This is a genomic window from Paraburkholderia sp. BL9I2N2 (assembly GCF_004339745.1).
Classification (GTDB): Bacteria; Pseudomonadota; Gammaproteobacteria; order Burkholderiales; family Burkholderiaceae; genus Paraburkholderia.
Genome location: NZ_SMGP01000002.1, coordinates 1,009,378 through 1,033,225 on the forward strand (window position 1 = coordinate 1,009,378; position 23,848 = coordinate 1,033,225).

Consider the following 23,848-nt stretch of genomic DNA (forward strand, 5'->3'; position numbering starts at 1 on the left):
GGTGGCAGGCGCAAAGCCCGCGGCGGGAAAAATCGGCAGTGATGGTCATGTCCTTACGCCGGCTGCCGTTCGGTTGGAACGTGCCGGACAGTGCTCCACCGCGCAGGATCGCCGCGGGCGGAATGAAAAACAGCGGCCGGGTTCGCGTGTGGTGTGCACGTGCGCGCCCTTCCGCAAGCGGGGCTGATTCTGCAAACAGAAACATCCTGAGTCACTCAGGGAATTCACTGATCCGGCGTCAATAACCTGTCGTTACACGCCATACGCCTTGGCCGCAGCGGCGCTTGCCATCGAAAATAGTCTTTCGTGTCATACGTTTAATCTTCCTGATACTCATATTGCATAACCGCGGTTAGCGGCGGGCAATACTGCAGCCGTTACTGCGTTTGTTTGCTATTTCTCGAAATAACCAGTCAATTTGGCTGGGATTAGTTTCGGTTCTGGCAACATAGAGTGTCGTCTCGAAATGTGGTCTCTCGCAGCACCGGGGCTAAAAGACCCGAAGCCCGGCCTGGACGCAATCAAACCATATTTACTTATATCAAACAAATTTTGACGGGCTAATTTCCTCCTGCTATGGTCACGACAATTCAAAAAAGCAATCCGGCACTAGAAATCGGCAGCAAGATCCGCGCACTGCGCCAACGGCTCAAGCGGACGCTGGATGACACGGCAACCGCGGCGGGGATTTCCAAGCCGTTTTTGTCGCAAGTCGAGCGCGGGCTGGCGTCACCGTCCATCACTTCGTTGGCCGGTATCGCCCACGCACTCGGGGTCACGGTGCAGTATTTCGTCGACACGCCCAGCGAAGAACGCAGCGTGAGTCGTGGCGATCAGTTGAAGTTTTTCGGTTTTGCGGACTCGGCCAATCTGTTTGCGCGGCTGACCAACGTGACGGGCGGCCGTCAGCTCGAAGCGATCCTCGTGAGGATGCCGCCCGGGCAGAAGCGCTCCGAAGTCACCACGCATGCCGGGGAAGAGTTTGTGTATGTGATCGACGGCGAAGTGTCGTTGACGCTGGAAGGCAAGACGTTCGTGTTGCACGCGGGAGACAGCGCGCATTACGAATCGACGGTGCCGCACAGCTGGGTGAACACCGCGCGCATCGAGTCGGTGGTCGTCTGGGTGGGCACACCAAGACTGTTCTAAAGAGCAGGCACCTTATCCGGTTGAGCCGGCCGGGGATTGCCTGCATTACGAAATGTAAGGAATCCTGCATGTCGCGCTACCACCACGAGCAACAAGGGCCGCCCTGGCCCGAGCAACGCAGCTAAACGGGCGCCTTGGCGCCAGCGCGTTTCTCTCTCGACCTTTCCTGCGATCTCAACCGATGAAAACCCCGTTCGTCTACGCGACGGCGCTGACTGCGCTCGTCCTCACGTTTGCTCCTTCCGCTTTCGCCATCACGGTGCCCGCGGGCGTCACGCTCGCCGCCAGCCAGGAAATGACCCGCCAGGTGCCTGGCGAAACCGAATCGCTCGACCCCGCGCATATCGAATCATGGACCGGCAATACGATCGGGCTCGACCTGTTCGAAGGCCTGACGCGCATGGATGCGAGCGGCGCGATCGTGCCGGGCGTCGCCGAATCGTGGTCGCGCACCGGGCCGAATACGTGGGTCTTCAAGCTGCGTCACGATGCGCGCTGGAGCAACGGCCAGCCGGTCACGGCGGCCGACTTCGTCTACTCGTGGCAACGCGTGCTCGATCCGAAGACGGGTTCGAAATACACGGTGCTGGTTGAATTCGTGAAGAACGCCAAGGCGATTCTCGCCGGCAAGGCGCCGCTCGCGAGCCTCGGCGTGCGCGCCGTCGATCCGTACACGCTCGAAGTCACGACCGAAGTGCCCGCCACGTTTTTCCCGCAGCTAACGGCGATGGCAACGATGACGCCGGTCAATCGCGCGGTCGTGACTAAGTTCGGCGGCGACTGGACCCGTCCGGGCAACTTCGTGGGTAACGGCCCGTATGCGCTGGCCGACTGGCAGCCAGGCAACCGCCTGGTGGCCACCAAAAGCCCGACGTACTGGAATACTGGCAAGGTCGTGATCACGAAAGTGACCTACCTGCCGATCGAGAACGACGAAACGGCAATGCGCATGTATCAGGCCGGCCAGTTCGACTACACCTACTCGGTGCCCTCGGGCATCTATGCACAGGTGAGCAAGCAGTTCGGTTCCGAGCTGAGAACCGGCCTGCAGATCGCCACGTACTATTACAGCCTGAATAACGACGACCCGGCCTTCAAGGACAAGCGCGTACGCCAGGCGCTGGCGATGGTGCTGGACCGTGACCTGCTGACCAAGCGTCTGACGGCCGACGGCGAAGTGCCGATGTACGGCCTGATCGCCAAGGGCACCGAAGGCTCGGGCGTGTTTACGCCGGAGTGGGCGAGCTGGCCGATGCCCAAGCGCATCGACTACGCGCGCAACCTGCTGAAGACCGCGGGCTATTCGGACGCGAAGCCGCTGACGTTCACGCTCACCTACAACACCAACGACCTGCACAAGAAGGTCGCGTTGTTCGCCACCTCCGAATGGCGCACCAAGCTCGGCGTGACCGCCAAGCTTGAAAACGTCGAATACAAGGTGCTGCTCAAGCAACGCCACGACGGCAAGGTGCAGGCCTCGCGCGACGGCTGGTTCGTCGACTACAACGATGCCAACTCGTTTTTCGATCTGATCCGCTGCAACAGCGTGCAGAACGACCAGCACTACTGCAACCCGCAAGTGGACAAGCTGATCGACGAAGGCAACCAGCAGCTCGACGACGCGAAGCGCACCGCGTTGTTCACGCAGGCACACGATCTGGCCATGAACGACTATCCCGTGGTATCGCTCTTCCAGTATTCGGCCGACCGGCTGGTCAAGTCGTATGTAGGCGGCTACAAACCGACCAACTACCTCGACATGCGCGCCACGCAAGACATGTATCTCACCAAGCACTAAACGCGGGGAGCACCGTCATGCTGGCCTATACGCTGCGCCGCACGCTCTGGGCGATCCCGACGATTCTCGCCGTGATCACCGCGTGCTATCTGCTGCTGCATCTCACCCCGGGCGGCCCGTTCGACACCGAGAAGCAACTCTCGGCGGCCGTGCTGGCGAACCTGAACGCCAAGTATCACCTCGACGAACCGTTGTGGTTGCAGTACCTCCACTACCTCGGTTCGCTGCTGCACGGCGACCTCGGGCCGTCGTTCCGCTACGCCGACTGGTCGGTCAACGACCTGGTGTGGAAAGCGCTGCCGGTCAGCCTCGGCGTGGGCGGCGTGTCGGTGCCGATCGCGGTCGTGATCGGCGTCGCGCTCGGCACGGTGGCCGCGGTGCGGCGCGACCGTTTCGTCGATCACTTCGTGATGGTGCTCGGCAATATCGGCAACGTGGTGCCGCCCTTCGTGCTCGGTCCGGTACTCGTGTGGATCTTCGCGATCCTGCTGAAAACTTCCGAAGGACACGGCTGGCTGCCGGCCGGTGGTTGGGGCGACGGCGAGTGGCGCTATCGTGTGCTGCCGATCGTGCTGCTCACCATCATCAACGTCGCCGCGATTGCCCGCGTGATGCGCGGCAGCATGATCGAAGTGCTGTCGGGCAACTTCATCCGCACGGCGCGCGCCAAGGGTTTGCCGGGCCGCACGATCGTCCTGCGCCACGCCATGAAGCCCGCGCTGATGCCGGTCGTCTCGCTGCTCGGCTCGATCTGCATCTCGTCGATCACCGCGGCGGTGGTCACCGAATCGGTGTTCGCGCTGCCGGGCCTCGGCCAACTGGTCGTCAACGGCGCGATCAACCGCGACTACACCCTCGTGCTCGGCCTCGTCGTGCTGACGACCGCCGTCGCCGTGCTGTTCAATCTGCTGGTCGACCTCGCGTATGCGTGGCTCGATCCGCGCATCCGGTACTGATCCATGCCCCGCTCTCTTCAATCGACTGCCGCGGCGCTCGACCCGCTCGCGGCCATCGCGAAGGCGCCGCGCTCGCGCGGCCCGCTCGCCACCGCCGCGTGGCGCTTCGTGCGCAACCGCGCCGCTTTTACCGGCTTCGTCGTGCTGATGCTGATCGTGATCGCCTGCGTGGCGGGTCCGTGGTTCCTGCCGAACAACCCGATCGATAGCGACTGGAGCGCGATCAGCCTGCCGCCCACGCTGCAAAACATGCACTGGTTCGGCACCGACGAACTCGGCCGCGATCTGCTCGCGCGCGCGCTGCAAGGCGGGCGCGTGTCGCTCGAAGTCGGCCTGCTCGGCACGCTGGTGTCGGGACTGATCGGCGTCGCGTACGGTGCGACCGCGGGCTATCTGGGCGGACGCGTCGACGCCGTGATGATGCGTATCGTCGACATGATGTACGCGATTCCCTACATGCTGATCGCCATCCTGATGATGACGATGTTCGGCCGTGCCTTTTATCTGGTCGTGCTCACCATCAGCGCGTTTTCATGGCTCGACATGGCGCGCGTGGTGCGCGGCCAGACGCTGTCGCTGCGCTCGCGCGAATTCATCGACGCCGCGAAGGCGATCGGCGTGAGCTCGCGTTCGATCATCGCGCGTCACATCGTGCCGAATCTGTTCGGCGTGGTCGTGGTATATGCGAGCGTGACCGTGCCGAACATCGTCCTGACGGAATCGGTACTCTCGTTTCTCGGCCTCGGCGTTCAGGAGCCGATGACGAGCTGGGGCGTGCTGATTCAGGACGGCGCGCAGAAGCTCGAATCGATGCCCTGGCTGCTGCTGTGCCCGGCCGTGATGCTGTGCGTGACGCTGTATTGCGTGAATTTCGTCGGCGATGGTTTGCGCGACGCATTCGATCCAAAGGACCGTTGACATGCCGCTACTCGAAGTCAAAGACCTCAGCGTGCGCTTTACGCGCCGCGAAGGCGCACCCGTCGACGCGGTGCAAGGCGTGTCGTTTTCGCTCGAAGCGGGGCGCACGCTCGGCATCGTCGGCGAATCCGGCTCCGGCAAGAGCCAGACAGTGATGGCGTTGTTGGGTCTCCTCGCTGGCAACGGCAAGGTATCGGGCGCCGCGACCTATCGCGGCGAGAACCTGCTGAACATGAACGAAGCGGCGCTGAACAAGATTCGCGGCGACCGCATCGGCATGATCTTTCAGGACCCGATGACCTCGCTCAATCCGTTCCTGACGATCGAACGGCAGATGACCGAGACGCTGCAACTGCATCGCAAGATGTCGCGCCGCGAAGCGCGCCGCCGCGCGATCGAAACGCTCGAATCGGTGCGCATTCCCGATGCCGCACGGCGTATCAACATGTATCCGCACGAGTTTTCCGGCGGCATGCGGCAGCGCGTGATGATCGCGATGGCGCTGCTCTCCGAACCGGAAATTCTGATCGCCGACGAACCCACCACCGCGCTCGACGTGACCGTGCAGGCGCAGATCATCGAACTGCTGCGCGAACTGAATTGCGAACGCGGTACGGCGATCATCCTGATCACGCACGACATGGGCGTGGTGGCCGGGCTGTGCGACGACGTGATGGTGATGTACGCCGGCCAGACCGTCGAGCAGGCGAGCGCCGCCGCGCTATTCGCCGCGCCGACGCATCCGTACACGCTCGGCCTTCTGAACGCGCTGCCGCGTCTGACCGACGATGACGACGACCGTCCGTTGCAAACCATTCCGGGCAATCCGCCCCTGCCCGGCGAAGTCGGCGCGGGTTGCGCATTCGCGCCGCGTTGCGGATATTGCACCGACCGTTGCCGCGAATCGCGCCCGCCCCTTTCCGCCGCCGCGGGCCACGCCGACGCGCTGCGCGCGTGCCACCGGCCGGTCGGGGAAATTCTCGAGGCACAACACGTATGAACACCACTCCTCTGGCAAACCAGGACGCGGCCACGCTGTTGCGCGTCGACAATCTCAAGGTGCAATTCGGCGTGCCGCGCGGCGGCTATCCGTGGTCCGGCAAAGCGACGCTGCGCGCCGTGGACGGCGTGTCGTTCAACGTGCGGTGCGGCGAAACCGTGGGGCTCGTCGGTGAATCGGGTTGCGGCAAGTCGACGCTCGCGCGCGCGATCATCGGACTCGCGCCGGTGGCGAGCGGCAGCGTGCGCTGGCTCGGCGACGAAACCGTGCTGCCGGGCGCGCGCCGCGATACCTCGCGTTTGCGCCGCGACGTGCAGATGATTTTCCAGGACCCGCTCGCCTCCCTCGACCCGCGCATGACGATCGAACAGATCGTCGCCGAGCCGCTTCTCACGCACGGCCAGGACATTGCGCGTGCCGACGTGCAGCGGCGCGTGCTGACCATGCTCGAACGCGTGGGTCTCAACGCGCAGCATCTGCGCCGTTATCCGCATGAGTTTTCTGGTGGCCAGTGTCAGCGCGTCGGCATTGCGCGCGCGCTGATCGGCGAGCCGCAACTGGTGATCTGCGACGAGCCGGTGTCCGCGCTCGACGTGTCGATCCAGGCGCAGATCGTCAACCTGCTGCGCGATCTGCAACGCGAACTGTCGCTCTCACTGCTGTTCGTCGCGCACGATCTGGCCGTCGTCAAAGCAATCAGTCACCGCGTGCTGGTGATGTATCTGGGACGTGTGATGGAGTTCGGCGACAAGCGCGAGGTGTACGGCACGCCCCGTCATCCGTACACGCGGGCGTTGCTCTCGGCCGTGCCGGTGCCCGATCCGGTCGTGGAGCGCGCGCGCCGTCATCTGCTGTTGCGCGGTGAGATTGCCTCGCCGCTCAGCCCCCCCTCCGGTTGCGCGTTTCGCACGCGCTGCCCGGATGCGATCGAAGCCTGTGCCCGCGAGATTCCGCAGCCCGTCACGCACGGGGCCAAGGCGACACGCGTCGCTTGCATTCGCGTGGGAGACACCGCGAAGTAAATGCCCTCGGGCAAAGCTACAGCAAAGAACCTGAGAAGCTAAAACCAGAAAGTTAAAACCGTATTCCCGGCGCGGCGGGCCGTCGCGCCGTTGGATTCGTTCGTCCTGCCAATCGCGGGACGAACGATAAGCGTGGACTGGCTAACCGCCAGCCAAAGATTCACCACAATAATCAGAGACGTACTCAATGAAAGATAGCCGATCAAAAAACCGGTCAAAAAAAACCGGAGCAGCAACCTTCTTTTACTGCGCATTCACGCTTCCCGCACTGACACTAGCCGCTAACGCGTATGCCGACGACGGCGTCACGGAGCCCGCCTCCGAGGCGTCGAAAACTCAAACGCTCGCGCAAACGTTGTCGTCCCCCGCGCAACTCGCGCAGGCCACACCGACGCAGCAAAACGATACGTCCGGCAAGCGCCGCGCGGAGCAAGGCGGCCAGGTGCGCAACGATCAGCCCGACACCACCAACGCCATCGTCAACGCCGAGGCCAATCAGACGGTCACGCCGCCCGCGCAGTTGTCGAGCCAGGCGGCGAGCAAGGGTTTCATCGCCGACAGCCATCTGAATCTGCAGTTTCGCAATTACTCCGACTACTTCCAGGCGCCCAACACGATCTACCGTCACGCGTGGGTCCAGGGCATGCAGGCCAACTACGAATCCGGCTACACGCAAGGGCTGGTCGGCTTCGGCGTCGATGCATCGCTGTTCGGCGCGCTCAAACTCGACGGTGGCAACGGCGCGGGCAACATGGTGCACGTGGGCAAGGACGGCGGCGGGTCGGAGCAGCTCGCGTGGGCTTATCCCGGCATGTACGATATCAAGGGACGCATTTCGGAAACGGTCGTGAAATACGGTTTGCAGATCGTCACCAACCCGTTCCTCGAACCGCACGACAACCGCGCGCTGCCGCCGACCTTCCTCGGCGTCTCGATGGTCAGCAACGATCTCGTGCACACCACGCTCGAGGCCGGCAGCTTCACCAAAGTCGACGCGCGCGGCCACACGAACCTGAGCAATCTCACCACCTCGTATGGCGGCACGCGGATCGATCGCCTCACGTATGTGGGCGGCACGTGGCACTACGCGAAGAACGGCGAGATGGCCCTGTATGTCGATCAGGCCGACGACGTCTGGCGTCAGTACTACGGTTCGGTCGCGCAGTCGTTCGGCGATCCGACCACCATCAAGTGGAGCGGCCTCGCCAACATCTACTCGACGCACGACACCGGCGCGTCGCGTCAGGGGCACATCAACAGCAATGCGTACAGCGTGTCGGTCTCCGCGCAGCACGGCCCGCATGCGCTGCTGCTCGGCTACCAGCAGGTACTCGGCGACCAGTTCTTCGACTACGTCAACGAGACCAACGGTATCTACCTGACCAACTCGATGGACGTGGACTACAACGCGCCGCACGAGCAATCGCTGCAATTGCGCTATACGTTCGACGGCAAATACGCCGGCGTGCCGGGGCTCAAGGCGATGTTCTGGGGGCAATACGGCTGGGGCGCGGATGCATCGGCGGGCGCGGCGGAAAACGCCTCGCCTTCCGCGCCGCTGCATGATCTGTACTGGAAGAACGGCGAACCGGTGCATGGCCATCATCACGAGTTCGGCTTCATTCCGAGCTACACGCTGCAAAGCGGACGCTTCAAGGATACGAAGATCACGTTCATCGCGATGTGGCACAACAGCCAGTACCACTACTCGGATGGCAACAACATGGAATACCGGCTGGTGGTGAATGTGCCGGTGAAGGTGTTCTAAGCGCTTCCAGCGCGATTCGGGGCGGCGCGGTTTGCGCGCTGCCTCGGTGATCGCGCTTAGGCTCAGCCCGTGATCCGTTCAGTCGTCATCGCGCGCGACAAGCCGTGCATTGGCCGGCGCAACGCGACATCGAACGGATTGGTTTGCGGGCCGATCGCATCGGCCTGCCGACGCAGCAATTCGACCACCATCGGCAGACGGTCGTCGCCCAGACGCGCGGCCAGCGTGCCGACGCTCAACGCCGCCACCGCCACGCCGGTGCGATCCAGAATCGGCACCGCCACGCCCGCCATGCCGTCGAGCACGCCGCTATTGCGCCCCGCGTAGCCCAACTGGCGCACACGCTCGATCTCAGTGCGCAAATACACTTCGTCGAGCACGCCGTACCCACGAATGCGCGGCACGTTGAAGCGGATGATCTCCTCGCGCTCGGCCTCGGGCAAAAACGCGAGAATCGCCAGACTGCCCTGCCCGACACCCAACGCCACGCGCCCGCCGATATCGCCGGTGAACGAGCGGATCGGAAACGGCCCTTCGCAGATGTCGAGGCACACTGCGTCGAAACTGCTTTTGACGAGCAGAAAGATCGTGTCGCCCAGACTCGCGCACAAGCGCAGCAACGCGGGACGGCACAGTGTGCGCATGCCGCTCGGATTGCCGGCCTGCGCCGCGAGCGCGAAGAAATCGACACTCAGTCGGTACAGCTTGGAGTTCTCGTCCTGTTCGACGATGCCTTCCGCGATCAACGCATGCAGGATGCGATGCACGGTGCCCTGTGTCAGCCCGACTGCTTTCGCGAGACGCGTGACGCGGCCGCCATCGGGTTGCGCTTCGGACAACGCGCGGATTACCGCGAACGCACGTTCCAGCATGCCGGGGCCGGGCGCGCCGCCGGTCTCGTCGGCGGCGGATGGGTCGGTATCTCGTTTGGCGGCAGCGTTCATCTTTACGGTTCGCAATTATTTCACTGATCGGAACACTATAAAGTGTTTTATCCGCAAGTGGAATCCGGCCCGTCATCCTCTGTGTCGCCGTTGCGTTAATGATTCATAGGGATTTTCCGGACATCACGCAGCGGAACGTTTGCTATCGATCTACCGAATACATTCCATCAAATGGAATTTTTTCCAATCTTATACCGGCAAACGGAATTTGAAATTGACTGACGGTAATTTGGCTAGCTAGAGTCGGCGTCATCGAGGCAGTAGTCGATTGAACCGGTGTCGCAACATCCAAAGGCCAGATCATGTCGTTCCTTACACTCACGGACGTAACGAAATCGTTCGGCGATCTGCAGGCAGTCGCCGACGTGAACCTGTCGGTGGAAAAAGGCGAGTTCGTTTCGTTGCTCGGACCGTCCGGCTGCGGCAAGACCACCACCTTGCAGATGATCGCGGGCTTTGTCGAAACGACGCGCGGACGCATCACGCTCGACGGCCGCGACATCACGCACATGAAACCGAACAAGCGCGGTCTCGGCATCGTGTTCCAGAGCTACGCGCTGTTTCCGCACATGAGCGTCGCCGACAACGTCGGCTTCGGGCTGGAGATGCGCAACATCGACAAGGCCGAGCGCAAGGAGCGCATCCGCGAAGCGCTGGCGCTGGTGCGCCTCGACGCGCTCGCGCATCGCTTTCCGCGCGAACTCTCCGGCGGTCAACGGCAGCGTGTGGCGATTGCCCGTGCCATCGTGATCGCGCCACCGGTGCTGCTGCTCGACGAACCGATGTCGAACCTCGACGCCAAGCTGCGCGAAGACATGCAGTTCGAACTGCGCGGCATTCAACGCAAGATCGGCACGACCACCATCATGGTGACGCACGATCAATCCGAAGCATTATCGATCAGCGATCGCGTGGTGGTGATGGAAGCCGGCCGCATCACGCAGATCGACACGCCGTACGAAGCGTACGAGCGCCCGGAGAATCGCTTCGTCTCGCAGTTCATCGGCAAGGCCAACATGCTGCCCGGCATCGTGGTGGCGCGCGACGGCGACGCGATCCGCATCGACCTCGGCCACGATCTCGCCGAGACGGGGCACACGGCGCAGTTGCCGGCGCGCGAGCGCGTGGTCGGCGTCGGCGACGCGGTGACCTTGTGCATCCGCCCGGAAAAGCTGCGCCTGTGCGCACCGAACGCCGGACGTGTGCCGGCCACCGTGACGAGCCGCTTCTTCCTCGGCAGCCAGTGGCTGTACCGGCTGGACAGCCGGCTCGGCGAAGTGCTGGTGTGTTGCCAGAACGAAGGCACGGAGCCGCTCGCCGAAGGCGCGGCGGTCGGCGTCGACTGGAACAGCGAGGCAATCCGCTTCATTCAACGGGACGCGCATCATGGCTAGTACGCTGCCCGCCACCGACGACCGCGACATGAAATCCGGCAACAGCCGCCGCGCGCCCTGGCATGCGTTTTTGCCGCTCTGGCTGATGTGCGCGCCGGCCTTTCTGCTGTTCGTGGCGCTCGTGCTGGTGCCGCTATTGATGACGCTAGTGCTGACGTTCTATCGCTTCGATCCGGCCAGCGGGCCGATCGCCGCATTCCAGTTCGGCAATTACGCGGAAGTGCTGAGCTCGTCGTATTACCACACCATCTTTTTGCGGACCTTCGGCATTGCGTTTCTGGTCACGCTGCTGTGTATCGTGATCGGCACGCCGGAAGCGTACGTGCTCTCTCGCATGCGCGATCCGTATCGCTCGATGTTCCTGCTGGTGATTCTCGCGCCGCTGCTGGTCTCAGTGGTGGTACGGGCGTTCGGCTGGAGCATGCTGCTCAACACCAACGGCCTCGTGAACCAGGCGTTCGGTCTGGTCGGACTCGGGCCGTACAAACTCGAGTACACCACCTTCGCGATCGTCATTGCACTCGTTCACGTGATGCTGCCGTTCATGGTGATTCCGGTATGGACCGCCTTGCAGAAGCTCGACCCGCAAACGGAAAACGCCGCGCTTTCGCTGATGGCGTCGCCGGCCACCACCCTGCGCCGCATCGTCCTGCCGCAACTGACGCCGGGCATTCTGTCGGGCAGCCTGATGGTGTTCGGTCTGTCGGCAAGCGCCTTCGCGATTCCGGGCCTGCTCGGCGGACGACGCCTGAAGGTCGCCGCCACCGCCGTCTACGACGAATTCCTCGGCTCGCTGAACTGGCCGCTCGGCGCAACCATCGCGCTCCTTTTGCTGGTCGCGAATCTGATCGTGATGCTCACGTACTACCGGGTTCTGGAACGCAAGTACGCCAGAAGCCTCGGCTAATTCATCGGCATACATTGGCTCACTCAATGAAAACATCATGAGAAAAAACGGCCCCATCGCGCTGATTTTCCACACGCTCGTGATCGCGTTCGTGCTCGCCCCGCTCGTGATCGTCGTGCTGGTCGCCTTCACGCCCGACGAAACGCTCACGTTGCCCACGCACGGCGTCTCGCTGCGCTGGTTTCGCGCGATCCTCAATTACCCGGATTTCATCGGCGCGTTTTTTAACAGTCTGAAGCTGGCATTCGCTTCGGCGACGCTGTCGCTGATCGTGGCGCTCCCCGCCGCGCTCGCCATCGGCCGCGCGCGCTTTCCGGGGCGCAGGTTCCTTAACGGGCTGTTGCTGTCGCCACTCGTGATTCCCGGCCTCGTACTCGGCATCGCGCTGCTGCGCTTCTTCGCGCTGATCGGCGCGACCGGCTCGTTCGCATGGCTCGTGGTCGCGCACATGATCATCATCACGCCGTTCGTCATGCGGCTCGTGCTGGCTTCGGTGAGCGGCCTCGATCGCAGCGTCGAGCATGCCGCGCACTCGCTCGGCGCCGACCCGTGGACCACGTTTCGCCGCATCACCTTCCCGATGATTCTGCCGGGCATCACCGGAGGCTGGCTGCTGGCCTTCATCAACAGCTTCGACGAGTTGACCATGTCGATCTTCGTCACCTCGCCGCAAACCGTCACGCTGCCGGTGCGCATGTACATGTACGCGACCGAATCGATCGATCCGATGATGGCCTCCGTCTCGGCGCTGGTGATCTTCATCACTGGTGGCGCGATGCTGCTGCTCGACCGCGTGTACGGCCTGAACCGCATTCTGATCGGCCAGCACTGATGTCCTCTTCCGACCACGCTCTCATGCCGTCCACCTTGCCGCCTACTCACGCTCCCGCGTCACGCCGCGAGCCGCAGTTCATCCGCGTGGCGGAAACGCGGCGCGAACCGTTGCACTTCTTTCTCGATGGCCAGGAAGTCACCGCGCTGCAAGGCGATACGCTGCTGACGGCCGTGCTGATGCAACAACGCCGCGTGCGCGAAAGCGAATTCAGCGGCGCGCCGCGCGCGGGTTTCTGCCTGATCGGCGCATGCCAGGACTGCTGGATGCGCACCGAAGACGGCAAGCGCGTGCGCGCGTGCTCGACGCTCGTAAGCGAAGGCATGCGTGTGCTCACGCGACTCGCCGCTGTGGAAGCCGGCGCCGCGGATGAAACCGGAGACGCCCGATGAGCGACGAACGCCGCATCGTGATCGTCGGCGCGGGGCCGGCCGGCGTACGCGCTGCCGAGACGCTGGTCGCGGCCGGCGTGAAGCCGATCGTGATCGATGAAAACGCACGCTGGGGCGGCCAGATTTATCGGCAACCGCCCGCCAACGGCGGCTTCGAGCGCTCGAAAAAAACGCTCTACGGTTTCGAAGCGCACAAGGCCGAAGCCCTGCATTCGACCATGGCCGCGCTTCTGCCTCATCTCGACTATCGCCCCGACACGCTCGCGTGGGCCTGCGAAGCGGGCCGCCTCGATACCTTGCACGCGGGGCGCGAGCTGCGCGTGCCGTTCTCGCATCTGATCATCGCCAGCGGCGCGACCGACCGAGTGCTGCCGGTGCGGGGCTGGACGTTGCCGGGTGTCTACACGCTCGGCGCGGCCCAGGTCGCACTGAAGGCGCAAGGCTGCGCGATCGGCCGGCGCGTCGTGCTGGCCGGCACCGGACCGCTGTTGTATCTGGTGGCGTACCAGTACGTGAAAGCCGGCGCGCAAGTCGTGGCCGTGCTCGACACGAGTCCGCTCTCGCAGCAGATCGCCGCAGCGCCGAAACTCGCGCGCCTGCCGTCTACTTTCGCGAAAGGACTGTATTACGTCGGCTGGCTGAAAACGCATGGCGTGCGGATCGAGCGCAATGTGACGCTGGTCGGCATTCGCGGCGTCGATGGTGTGCAAGCGCTCGAATGGCGCGCGTCGCGTGAAGATTCGCCGACCGAAACCATTGCATGCGACGCGGTCGGCGTGAGCTTCGGCCTGAAACCGGAAACGCAGCTGGCCGATCTCGCGGGCTGCCGCTTCCGTTTCGACGCGACCAACCGTTGCTGGCTCCCCGAAGTGGACCCGGCGGGACGCAGTTCCGTGCGCGGCCTTTATCTCGCCGGCGACGGCGCAGGCATCGCCGGCGCGGACGCCGCCGAACTGGCCGGCCGCCGCGCCGCATTGGCCTTGCTCGACGATCTCGGCATCGCGCATCCACGCGGTCCGGGCATGCCGGACGCCGCATCGATCGAGCGCAGCCTGAAACGTATCGCGGTATTTCGCGAGGGCATCGAAATGGCCTTCGCGCCGTCGGCCAAATGCGCGTCGCAATGGCCCGACGACATGACCGTGTGCCGCTGCGAAGAGGTCGACGCGGGCACGATGCGGCGCTGCATCCGCGACGGCGAAGCGAATGAGATCAACCGGCTGAAGGCGCTCACGCGCGTCGGCATGGGCCGCTGTCAGGGACGCATGTGCGGCGAAGCCGCGCTGACCCTGCTCGCCGAGGAAACCGGCCAATCGCTCGACGCGGTGGGCCGCCTGCGCAGCCAGCCGCCCGTCAAACCGATTCCGCTCGCGCCGGAGATGGTTGCCGACGACATCGCCGACATCCCCGTGGAGGCGCGCGATGAGTGACACATTGCACTACGACGTCGCGATCGCGGGCGGCGGCCTGGTCGGTTCATCGGCTGCGCTGGCTTTAGCGAAGCGAGGCTTGCGCGTCGGCCTGTTCGAGCGGCGCTATTGCGGCGCGCAAGCAAGCGGCGTGAACTACGGTGGCGTGCGCTGCCAGGGACGCCCTGTCGAACAGATGCCGCTCGCGATCCGCGCGCGGCGTATCTGGGACCGCTTGCCGGAGCTGATCGGCATCGACGGCGAATTCACGGTGTCCGGACACTTGCGCCTGGCTCGCAGCGAAAGCGATCTGGTCGCGCTGCAAACGTGGGCCGACATGGCGCGCGATTATGGACTGCACGCGCAACTGATCAGCGGCGCGGCGTTCCGCCAACGCTATCCGTGGCTCGGGCCAGCGGCCGTTGGCGGCTCGCTGTGCGCGACGGACGGTCATGCGAATCCGCGGCTGGTGTCGCCCGCATTCGCACGAGCCGCGCGGGCCGCCGGCGCGGACGTGCGCGAGCAAACCGAACTCACCGACATTCATCACGACGGCACGCGCTTTCAACTGCGCGCCGGCGACCTGCGCATCAGCGCCGACTGGCTCATCAATTCCGCAGGCGCGTGGGCGAATACGGTGGCGGGCTACTTCGGCGAGACCGTGCCGATGAAACCGATCTACCCGAACATGTGGGTCACCGAACCGCTGCCGCTCTTCATCACGCACAACCTGGGCGTGTATGGCGGCGGCATCTACGCGCGGCAAGTGGCGCGCGGCAATTGCGTGATCGGCGGCGGACGCGGACATGGCGACGGCGAATACGGCCAGCCGTCGACGGACACCACGCGCGCCGTGATGCGCGACGCATGCGCGCTGCTGCCCGCGTTGCGCGAGGCGCTGCTGATCCGCACATGGAGCGGCGTGGAAGGCGAAACGCCCGACAGCAATCCGATCATCGGTGCGAGCCGTACCGTGCCGCGTCTGTTGCATGCATTCGGTTTTTCAGGCGGCGGCTTCCTGCTCGCGCCGGGTGTCGGTGACGTGCTCGCCGATCTCGTCGTCGACGGCGCCACCGCCACGCCACTCGACGCTTTTTCGATTGGCCGCTTTGCTGCTGTCGCGACCTCACCGGTCGCTTAAGTCCTCGTTTAGTGAATCTCAGGAGCCCCTCAATGAAACTGTTCAAGACGCTCGCGGCGCTGGCCGCAATGTGTGCATTCGGCGCGGCCGCGCCGGCGTGGTCGCAAAGCAAGACGATCTACATCGGCATGAACGGCGGTCCGATGGAGAAGGCTTATACGAGCCAGGTGCTGCCCGACTTCGAGAAAGCCAACAATGTGAAGGTGGTGGTAGTGCCGGGCACGTCGTCGGACATTCTCGCCAAGCTGCTCGCCAACAAGGCCAGCCCGCAGATTCACGTGGTGTTTCTCGACGACGGCGTGATGGCGCGCGCGGTCAGCATGGGCGTGTGCAAGAAGCTCGACGACGCGCCCGTGCTCAAGGAACTCTATCCGTTCGCGCGCATGAAGGACGACATGGGCGCGGGCGTGCAGCTCGGCATGACCGGCATTGCCTACAACAAGAAGCTGTTCGCTGAAAAAGGCTGGGCCCCGCCAACCTCGTGGATGGATTTCGCCGATCCGAAATACAAGGGCAAGGTGGTGTTCCAGTCGGCGTCGAGCAGCACCTTCGGGCTGCACGGCTTTCTCGCCATCAACCGCTTGATGGGCGGCAGCGAACAGAACGTGGAGCCGGGCTTTACGAAGTGGGCAAGCACGGTGGGACCGAACGTGGTCGAGTATGTGCCGAACTCGGCGAAGATTTCCGAAATGGTCCAGACCGGCGAAGCGGGCTTGTTCCCGTTGACGCCGACCGCCGTGGGCGATCTGGCGGACAAGGGCATTCCGGTCGGCTATGTGAATCCGAAGGAAGGTCCGGTGCTGTTGCTGGTCGACCTGTGCGTGGTCAACAACAACCCCGATCCGCAACTGGCGCAGAAGCTCGCGCAATTCCTGTTGTCGGCGCCGGCGCAAACCAGGGCCGCCGAGGCCGGCCGCCAGATTCCCACCAACCATCTCGCGAAGATGACGCCGCCCATGCAGCAGAGCCTCGGCAATGTGGACGATCTGGTGCGCAAGGTGACGGTGGTGGATTGGGATACGATCAACGCGCACCGCGCGCAGTGGGATACGCGCTGGAACCGGCAGATCGAGCGTTAAGCGCTGATTGGTTGCGCTTCAACGAAAACGCGCGCCTTGCAAAGCTGCAAGGCGCGCGTTTTTTTGTGCGGGAGCGTCGTGTTGCGTGGTTGCGCTAGAAGATCACCGACATCGCCACCGCAAGCCAGATTCCCACCACGCCGACAAGAAACAGATGCCGCGCAATGCGAATCCGGCTATCGCTGGATTCGGGCTCGACGGGACTCGTCGCGACCCACGGCACGAGCCCGAGACACCCGAAACCGATGAGCGCTGACACGAAGACGAAGACGTCGGCAACTCGCCATGTGGTCGGTTCATACAAACCCCAGTAGCCGAGAAAGACGATGCCGATCGAGAAGATCGTGGCCGAAGCGGCACTGAGTGCGGGCACTGATCCGATTGGACTCGGCATGCTTCACCTCTGATCGTTAGGCTGTTTTGGCCATGCCAGCGGAGTCCCGATTCGTGCCCGTGGTATCGCTCAGGACGTGCGGGCCTGCCTCGCTTCGTACGTCTTCAGATGACTATAGGCGATGCGCAGCAACGACAAGCCGTGCTCGCCCTTTTGCGCGTCGCCGCCGCGCGAAATCAGATCGCCGAGAATGTGATCCGCCTCGGTATGCGAGTGGTTTTCCACGTCCCGCAACATGGACGCGGTGAGCGGCGATGGCGTGAAGAGCGTTTGCGTGGCGCGTGCATCGAAGTCCGGGCCCATCGTGAAACCGTTGTGCTCCGCCACCGCGCGGCATTCGCCCAACAGATTCTCGATCACGCGCTTGCCGTCCGGCGCAGCCAAAATATCGCCCACCGAACCGCGCATCAAGCACGTGCCGGCCGCCAATGTGGCCAGGAACACCCACTTCTCCCACATGCGCAGCAAAATGTTGTCGCTGACCAGTGCGTCGAAATTCGCGCCGGCCATCGCGTCGGCGATCGCCTGGACACGCTCCGACGTGCCGCCGGCCGGTTCGCCGAAAGTGATCGCGTGGGTGTCGTTCAGATGCACGATGTGCTGCTCGGCATTGAGCGTCGCGGCAATCACGCATTGACCGCCCAGCACGCGCGCGGCGCCGAACTTTTCGTTGAGCACGTCGATATGGCGCATGCCGTTGAGCATCGGCAGAATCAGCGTCGACTCGCCGACCAGCGGCGCGAAGGAATCGATGGCGTCGTCGAGACTGAAGGCTTTGCAGCTCAACAGTACGAGATCGAACGGCTCGGCGCTGACGCCGGCGAGAATCGTTTGCGGATCGGGCAGCTTGAGATCGCCACGCACGCTGCTGATGACGAGTCCGTCACGCTTGAGCTTTTCCGCCCGGCCGGGACGCACGAGGAAGGTCACGTCCTGGCCCGCCGCTGCGAGACGCCCGCCGAAGTAGCCGCCCACGGCGCCCGCCCCTACTACTAGAATTCGCATCTTTTGGCCTCTTGATAGATTTCGGTCACGCACCGGCGTCCATGAGCCACGGCTTCAGGAGGCGCTTATGCAGTGCGTGTGCAGAAATGTAGCAAAGATTGAAGATCGGCACCGGCCAGGATTGCCGTGGTCCGGCGTGTTGCATTGCACAGCGGCTTACGTCAGATCAATCCGCGCCTGCCGCATGTGAGTCTGTCATACGACCGCGTCATTCTCAAAGCGTGCCGCAAATGGTGCGCTCGTAAAGCGCCAGCATGCCTGGCACATCCACTTCGACACATACTTTGCAATCGGGCCGGCTATCCCAGGCAGGGGCGGGCACGGGCATGGCCGACGGCTTCTGGATGGTTTGGCCCACCGCGATGCCGTCCGTCAACACGCGCACCGGACCGCTGCGCGTCGTATAGAGTTGCGGCGCCAGCACATAGGCCACCGCCGACGAATCGTGCACGTAGATGCCCTCAAGCTGCGCGCTTTGCTCGTGAAACGCCTCGTAATGCCGCGACACTTCCCACACGAACTGACCGGCCGCGCCGCCGCGCTCGCGCAGCGAAGCCAGATACTCGTGGCTCATGATGGTGCGCTGCGTGACGTCCAGCCCGACAATCGCAACCGGCCACGCCGCGCCGAACACGATGTCGGCGGCATCCGGGTCGCCCAGGATATTGGCTTCCGCCGCGGGCGTGACGTTGCCGAGCACGCCGTCCGTGCCGAACGCACCGCCCATGATGACCACCTGCTTGACGAGGGAGGCGATCTGCGGATCGTCGGCAAGCGCGAGCGCAAGGTTCGTGAGCGGACCCACGGCAAGCAGCGTCACTTCGCCAGGATGCGCGCGCACCGTCTCGATGATGAAGCGATGCGCGGGGCGCGCATCGAGCGCGGCCGCGTCCGTTGTATCCAATGTGATATTGCCGACCCCGTTGTCGCCGTGAATCCACGCGAGCGGTTCAGGCGCGCTGCGCTCGAGCGGAGCCGCCGCACCCTGCGCGACCGGCACGCCGGCGGCGAACCGTCCGGCGAGAACGCGCGCGTTGCGCGTGGTTGTTTCGATCGTCGCGTTGCCGAATACGCTCGTCAGACCGAGCAGTTCGATATCCGGATGCAGCGCCTGAAACACGAGCGCCATTGCATCGTCCACACCTGGGTCGGTGTCGTAGATGACCTTGTGCCTGCTCATAGATAGAACGCGTCCGGCAATTGTTCGCGCGCGGTGGTGTCGCGCGTGGCGCCATGCAGATTGCCGAGGCGAATCGGCAATTCAGGGCCGCCCAGTTCGATGATCACCTGGCGGCACGCGCCGCACGGCGCAATCGGGCCGTCCGTATCGCCGATCACCGCAAGCGCGGCGAACTGGTCGCGCCGATAACCCGCCGCAATGGCGCTGAAAAACGCGGTACGTTCCGCACAATTGCACAAACCGTACGAGGCGTTCTCGACGTTGCAGCCGTCGAACACCCGGCCGTCTTTGGTCAGCAGCGCCGCGCCGACCTTGAATTTCGAATAAGGCGCATAGGCCTTTTCTCGCGCGAGCCCCGCGCGTTCCAACAGTTGTTCCATATTCATCCAGCAATCCTCGATTCAATTCAGCGTAATGAACATGCCCGCAATCGTGGCGCTCATCAGGTTCGAGAGCGTCGCGGCGAGCACGACACGCAGGCCGTAACGCGCGACTTCGGCACGGCGTCCGGGCGCGACGGCGCTAAAGCCGCCCGTCAGCACCGCGATCGACGAAAAGTTCGCGAAGCCGCACAACGCAAACGACAGGATAGCAATGGTACGCGGATCGAGCGCCTGCAGACCGGCCGCGGTCACGCTCGCGGCGTCTTTCAGATAGGGCGACAGCGACGCATACGCGACGAACTCGTTGAGAATGACCTTCTGGCCGAGGAAATTGCCGGCGATCGTGGCCTCGTTCCACGGCACGCCGATCAGATAGGCGAGCGGCGCGAAGATGACGCCGAGCACCGATTGCATCGACAGTTGCGGATGGCCGAACCAGCCGCCCACGCCGCCCACGATCCCGTTGAGCAATGCAATCAGCCCGACGAACGCGATCAGCATCGCGCCGACCATCACCGCGATTTTCAGGCCCACGGTCGCGCCGGAACTCGCGGCCTCGATGATATTGGCGGGACGCTTCTCGTCGAAGTTGAGGTTGTCCAGATGTACCCGGCTCGGTTCGGTGGACGGATGAATGATCTTCGCGAACAGCAAGCCACCCGGCACCGCCATGAACGACGCCGCCAGCAGATACTCGATGCGCACGCCGAGCCCCGCATAGCCCGCCAGCACCGACCCGGCGACGGCCGCCATGCCGCTCGACATCACCGCGAACAATTCAGCGCCGGTCATGTCGCGCGTAAACGGTTTGACCACGGCGGGCATTTCGCTTTGACCCAGGAAGATCGTGGTGACCGCGGAGAACGATTCGAGCTTCGACACGCCGAGCAGCTTCTGAAACACCGTGCCGAGCACGATCACGATCCAGCGCATCACGCCGAGGTAGTACAGCACGGAGATCAACGCCGTGACGAAGATGATGGCCGGCAACACGCGCACGGCGAACACGAAACCGCCGTCGCCGAAGACCTGGAACATCTTCGCTTGCACGAGGCCGCCGAACAGGAACTCGATGCCCGCGTTGCCGTAGCCGAGCACATTATTGACGGCGGACGCCGCGCCCGAAAGTATCGACTTGCCGAACGGCACGAACAGAATGAATGCGCCGATACCGATCTGCGCCAGCAGCGCGCTGATTACAGTCCGTAAGCGGATAGCGCGCCGGTTGGTGGAAAAGATCAACGCGATGAAAAGCAGTACGGCAATACCGAGGATATTTCGAGCGATCAGTGCCATGTCTCGTGATGTTCTTGTGAAAATGGCAATGATGCTAAACGAAACTGATGCCGGAAGAAAAACTTTAAATATGGAACGGCACTCTAGTGCCGAAGAATGCATCACGGTTGATGCGAGACGCATCTGCGAAACTTCGACAAGGGTGCGTCGACATGTATTTCGCATGCCGACGCACCCTGCAGCTATCGACTCAAAGTCACAGCATTTCCAATGCCAGCGCTATACCTTGGCCACCGCCAATACAAAGCGTCACGATGCCGCGTTTGAGGCCGTCGCGCCGCATCGAATGAAGCAGGCGTGTCGTCAGCACGGCACCGGTCGCGCCGATCGGATGGCCATGCGCAATCGCGCCGCCTTGCACGTTGATCAGTTCGTCGGCAATGCCGAGTTTGCGCGCGACCGCGATCGGCACGGCGGCAAACGCCTCATTGATTTCGAAGCGCTCGACATCGCGCAATTGCCAACCGGCTCGCGCCAACGCCATCTCCACGGCCGGCACGGGACCGAGGCCGAACATGCCGGGCTCGACCGCAGCAACGCCATAAGACACGAGACGCGCGAACGGCGCGATACCGTGTGCTTCCGCGAAACCACGGTCGGCCACGAGCATTGCGGCCGCGCCACTGTTCAATCCGGGCGCATTGCCTGCGGTGATCGTGCCGTCGGGACGAAATGCCGGACGTAGTTTGGCCAGCGTTTCCACGGTGGTGTCGGGACGCGGCTGTTCATCGCGCGTGAAGTGCTGCGGGCCTTTGCGCCCTGCTATTTCCACGCCAACCAGTTCGGCGTCGAAATCGCCGCGCGCCTGGGCTTCGCTAAATCGCTGCTGCGAACGCGCGGCCCAACGGTCCTGAGTTTCGCGCGTGATGTCGAATTGCGCGACGAGGTCTTCCGTGTGCCAGCCGGAATGCTCGCCGGAAAACGCGTCGTTCAGGCCATCGCGCAACAGGCTGTCGTGGATCTGCGCGTTGCCCATGCGGTAGCCCCAACGGCCGCCGTCGAGCAGATACGGCGCGCGGTCCATGTTTTCCATGCCGCCCGCCACGGCCGCATCGCCGAGACCTAGCAGGATTTCCTGGGCCGCCGATGCGATTGCCTGCGCGCCCGAGCCGCACACGCGATTGACCGTCAATGCCGGCACGGCCACTGGCACACCGCCGCCGATCGATGCCTGGCGCGCGGGATTCATCTTGTTGCCGGCCTGGATCACATTGCCCATCACCACCGACGCCAACTCAGCCGCGTCGAGTCCACTGCGGCGCAATGTCTCACGCACGGTGACCGCGCCGATTTCGGTTGCCGGCACGTCCTTCAACGATCCGCCGAATGCGCCGATCGGCGTTCTCACCGGATTGCAGATCACTACTTCTCGCTGGTTCGCCATCATTTCTCTCCAGTTGGTTCAACACCTCATTGGCCATGCGCGTGCATCGTTCGATCAGTTGTTCGCCGATACCGCCGTGACCGCGTCAGGCACATCCCAGCCGCCGCCGAGCGACCGGTACAACGCGACAGCCGAAAGCGCATGCTCGCGCTTGGCCTGGTTCAACGACTCCGCGTCACGCAGATACGCCTCCTGCGCGGTCAGCACATCGAGAAAATCCGCCGCGCCGCCCTTGTACAGTTCGCTCGACAGACGCAGCGCCTGGTTCGACGCATCGAGCGCGCCGCCAAGACGTTGCACCTGCACGGCGCCGCTCACCAGATCGCTGCGGTTGTCCTCGATTTCCTTCAGCGCTTGCAGCATGGTTTGCTGCAAGCCGAGTTGCGATTCGCGCATGCGGCTTTCGCTCGCGTCGATATTCGCGGTGATGCGGCCCGCGTTGAAGATCGGGCTCGTCGCGTTCAAGGCGGCGCTGAAGAGGTTGTCGGTCAGCGTCGGCAAGCCGAGATAGGACGAGGCCAGCAAGCCGTCGGCGAGATTGAGGCGGAACTGCGGATAGCGCTGCGCTTTCGACACGCCCACTTCCGCCGCGCGCTGTTCGACCGTCGCGTAGGCGGTGCGCACGTCGGGACGCTGCAGGAGCGCTTCCGAGGGCAGCATCTGCGGCACGCTTTGCGCGGGCACCGGAATGTCGCGTGCATTGGCGAGCAGCAAGCTGTCGACGCTCTCCGGCGTGCGGCCCGAGTACACCGCGATCAGACTCAATTGATGCTGCACCGCCGATTGCACGCGCGGGATCTGCGCCTGCAAATCCTCGAGCTGGTTCTGTGCGCGCGCGACGTCGAGTTGCGTCGACAGGCCGTAGTGCAGACGCTGCTGCGTGAGCTTCAGCGCGCGTGCGCGGATCTGCTCGTTGTCGCTCAGAATCTGCAACTGCGATTGCGCCCAGCGCAGATCGATATACGCTGCCGCGGTATTCGCCGCGAGCGCGAGGCGCACCTCGTTCAATGCGGACTGACGTCCTGACACTTGCGCCTGCGCCGCTAATACCGCGAGACGCTCGCCACCAAACACATCCGGCGTCCAGCTCGCGGTCAAGCCAACGCCGGCCTGACGCACATAGCCGAGCGGCGGCGGCGTGTTCTGACGCGAGTTGGACGCGGTCGCGCTCGCATTCAACTCCGGCAGCAGCGCCGCGCGATTCTGCTTCGCCAGATCCTGCGCCTGCCTGACGCGCTCCACCGCCGCCTGCACATCGAGGTTGCCGGTCAACACGGATTCGACCAGTTGATGCATGACCGGGTCGCCGAACTGCGCCCACCACGCGTTGGCGCTCACGCTGTCTTGCGGCGCGTCGACATTCCATGCGGCAGGCGCGACGGTCTTCACGGTTTGCGGCAAATCCGCGTGCGTTGCCGGTTGCACCGCGCACGCCGCGAGCGCCAGCAAGGCGGCGCTCGCCAGTACTTTGACAAGGATCGGTTTCATGTTGAATTC

At 63.7% G+C, this 23,848-nt stretch carries 22 protein-coding genes; 14 read left to right on the forward strand and 8 right to left on the reverse strand.

Going from position 1 to position 23,848, the window contains the following annotated elements:
* Positions 1-576: 576 nt before the first annotated feature.
* The 7 genes from B0G74_RS26460 to B0G74_RS26490 all read left to right on the forward strand — a co-directional run bounded on the left by B0G74_RS26460 (position 577) and on the right by B0G74_RS26490 (position 8,611).
* A complete protein-coding gene (locus tag B0G74_RS26460) occupies positions 577-1,149 on the forward strand; it encodes a cupin domain-containing protein (protein ID WP_132377855.1) in 573 nt (190 codons plus the stop codon).
* A gap of 181 nt (positions 1,150-1,330) precedes the next feature.
* The gene (locus B0G74_RS26465) at positions 1,331-2,947 is read left to right on the forward strand and encodes a peptide ABC transporter substrate-binding protein (protein ID WP_132377857.1); all 1,617 of its coding nucleotides are present in this window, start codon (positions 1,331-1,333) and stop codon (positions 2,945-2,947) included.
* A gap of 17 nt (positions 2,948-2,964) precedes the next feature.
* The gene (locus tag B0G74_RS26470; RefSeq protein ID WP_132377859.1) at positions 2,965-3,903 is read left to right on the forward strand and encodes an ABC transporter permease subunit; all 939 of its coding nucleotides are present in this window, start codon (positions 2,965-2,967) and stop codon (positions 3,901-3,903) included.
* Positions 3,904-3,906: 3 nt separating this feature from the next.
* Positions 3,907-4,821: an ABC transporter permease subunit gene (locus tag B0G74_RS26475; protein WP_243658307.1), complete on the forward strand. Its 915-nt coding sequence runs from the start codon at positions 3,907-3,909 to the stop codon at positions 4,819-4,821.
* 1 nt (position 4,822) lies between these two features.
* Positions 4,823-5,821 carry an oligopeptide/dipeptide ABC transporter ATP-binding protein gene (locus tag B0G74_RS26480; protein ID WP_132377861.1) on the forward strand — a complete coding sequence of 333 codons (999 nt, stop codon included), beginning with the start codon at positions 4,823-4,825 and terminating at the stop codon, positions 5,819-5,821.
* Entirely contained in the window at positions 5,818-6,843 is a 1,026-nt protein-coding gene (locus B0G74_RS26485; protein ID WP_132377863.1) for an oligopeptide/dipeptide ABC transporter ATP-binding protein, read from the forward strand. The genes B0G74_RS26480 and B0G74_RS26485 overlap by 4 nt, the downstream gene beginning before the upstream one ends.
* Positions 6,844-7,030: 187 nt before the next feature.
* Complete coding sequence (locus B0G74_RS26490; RefSeq protein ID WP_132377865.1) at positions 7,031-8,611, forward strand: OprD family outer membrane porin; 1,581 nt, start codon at positions 7,031-7,033, stop codon at positions 8,609-8,611.
* Positions 8,612-8,673: 62 nt separating this feature from the next.
* Here the strand turns inward: B0G74_RS26490 and B0G74_RS26495 are convergent, their stop codons facing one another.
* Complete coding sequence (locus B0G74_RS26495; RefSeq protein ID WP_132377867.1) at positions 8,674-9,555, reverse strand: IclR family transcriptional regulator; 882 nt, start codon at positions 9,553-9,555, stop codon at positions 8,674-8,676.
* A gap of 302 nt (positions 9,556-9,857) precedes the next feature.
* Here B0G74_RS26495 and B0G74_RS26500 point away from each other — a divergent pair, with 302 nt between their 5' ends.
* From B0G74_RS26500 to B0G74_RS26530, 7 genes are read left to right on the forward strand one after another with little or no spacing between them, the layout of a single operon-like run.
* Positions 9,858-10,949 (forward strand): ABC transporter ATP-binding protein, encoded by a 1,092-nt coding sequence (locus tag B0G74_RS26500; protein ID WP_132377869.1) that lies wholly within the window; start codon positions 9,858-9,860, stop codon positions 10,947-10,949.
* Complete coding sequence (locus tag B0G74_RS26505) at positions 10,942-11,856, forward strand: ABC transporter permease (RefSeq protein ID WP_132377871.1); 915 nt, start codon at positions 10,942-10,944, stop codon at positions 11,854-11,856. The genes B0G74_RS26500 and B0G74_RS26505 overlap by 8 nt, the downstream gene beginning before the upstream one ends.
* A gap of 37 nt (positions 11,857-11,893) precedes the next feature.
* A complete protein-coding gene (locus tag B0G74_RS26510) occupies positions 11,894-12,688 on the forward strand; it encodes an ABC transporter permease (protein ID WP_132377873.1) in 795 nt (264 codons plus the stop codon).
* 23 nt (positions 12,689-12,711) lie between these two features.
* Entirely contained in the window at positions 12,712-13,080 is a 369-nt protein-coding gene (locus tag B0G74_RS26515; RefSeq protein ID WP_243658367.1) for a (2Fe-2S)-binding protein, read from the forward strand.
* Positions 13,077-14,510: an FAD/NAD(P)-binding oxidoreductase gene (locus B0G74_RS26520; protein WP_132377877.1), complete on the forward strand. Its 1,434-nt coding sequence runs from the start codon at positions 13,077-13,079 to the stop codon at positions 14,508-14,510. Before B0G74_RS26515 ends, B0G74_RS26520 begins: the two co-directional genes overlap by 4 nt.
* Positions 14,503-15,630 carry an FAD-binding oxidoreductase gene (locus tag B0G74_RS26525; RefSeq protein WP_132377879.1) on the forward strand — a complete coding sequence of 376 codons (1,128 nt, stop codon included), beginning with the start codon at positions 14,503-14,505 and terminating at the stop codon, positions 15,628-15,630. Before B0G74_RS26520 ends, B0G74_RS26525 begins: the two co-directional genes overlap by 8 nt.
* Before the next feature lie 32 nt (positions 15,631-15,662).
* A complete protein-coding gene (locus tag B0G74_RS26530; protein WP_132377881.1) occupies positions 15,663-16,709 on the forward strand; it encodes an ABC transporter substrate-binding protein in 1,047 nt (348 codons plus the stop codon).
* 94 nt (positions 16,710-16,803) lie between these two features.
* Here the strand turns inward: B0G74_RS26530 and B0G74_RS26535 are convergent, their stop codons facing one another.
* The 7 genes from B0G74_RS26535 to B0G74_RS26565 all read right to left on the reverse strand — a co-directional run bounded on the left by B0G74_RS26535 (position 16,804) and on the right by B0G74_RS26565 (position 23,839).
* Positions 16,804-17,103 (reverse strand): hypothetical protein, encoded by a 300-nt coding sequence (locus tag B0G74_RS26535; protein ID WP_132377883.1) that lies wholly within the window; start codon positions 17,101-17,103, stop codon positions 16,804-16,806.
* 69 nt (positions 17,104-17,172) lie between these two features.
* Positions 17,173-18,108, reverse strand: a complete 936-nt coding sequence (gene panE / locus B0G74_RS26540) for a 2-dehydropantoate 2-reductase (RefSeq protein ID WP_132377885.1) — start codon at positions 18,106-18,108, stop codon at positions 17,173-17,175.
* A 214-nt stretch (positions 18,109-18,322) separates the two neighbouring features.
* Entirely contained in the window at positions 18,323-19,288 is a 966-nt protein-coding gene (locus tag B0G74_RS26545; protein ID WP_132377888.1) for a nucleoside hydrolase, read from the reverse strand.
* Positions 19,285-19,674 carry a cytidine deaminase gene (locus B0G74_RS26550; RefSeq protein WP_132377890.1) on the reverse strand — a complete coding sequence of 130 codons (390 nt, stop codon included), beginning with the start codon at positions 19,672-19,674 and terminating at the stop codon, positions 19,285-19,287. Before B0G74_RS26550 ends, B0G74_RS26545 begins: the two co-directional genes overlap by 4 nt.
* Positions 19,675-19,689: 15 nt before the next feature.
* Positions 19,690-20,967: a NupC/NupG family nucleoside CNT transporter gene (locus tag B0G74_RS26555; RefSeq protein ID WP_132377892.1), complete on the reverse strand. Its 1,278-nt coding sequence runs from the start codon at positions 20,965-20,967 to the stop codon at positions 19,690-19,692.
* A gap of 196 nt (positions 20,968-21,163) precedes the next feature.
* Positions 21,164-22,351 (reverse strand): thiolase family protein, encoded by a 1,188-nt coding sequence (locus tag B0G74_RS26560; protein WP_132377894.1) that lies wholly within the window; start codon positions 22,349-22,351, stop codon positions 21,164-21,166.
* Between the two features lie 54 nt (positions 22,352-22,405).
* Positions 22,406-23,839, reverse strand: a complete 1,434-nt coding sequence (locus B0G74_RS26565; protein WP_132377896.1) for an efflux transporter outer membrane subunit — start codon at positions 23,837-23,839, stop codon at positions 22,406-22,408.
* Positions 23,840-23,848: the final 9 nt, after the last annotated feature.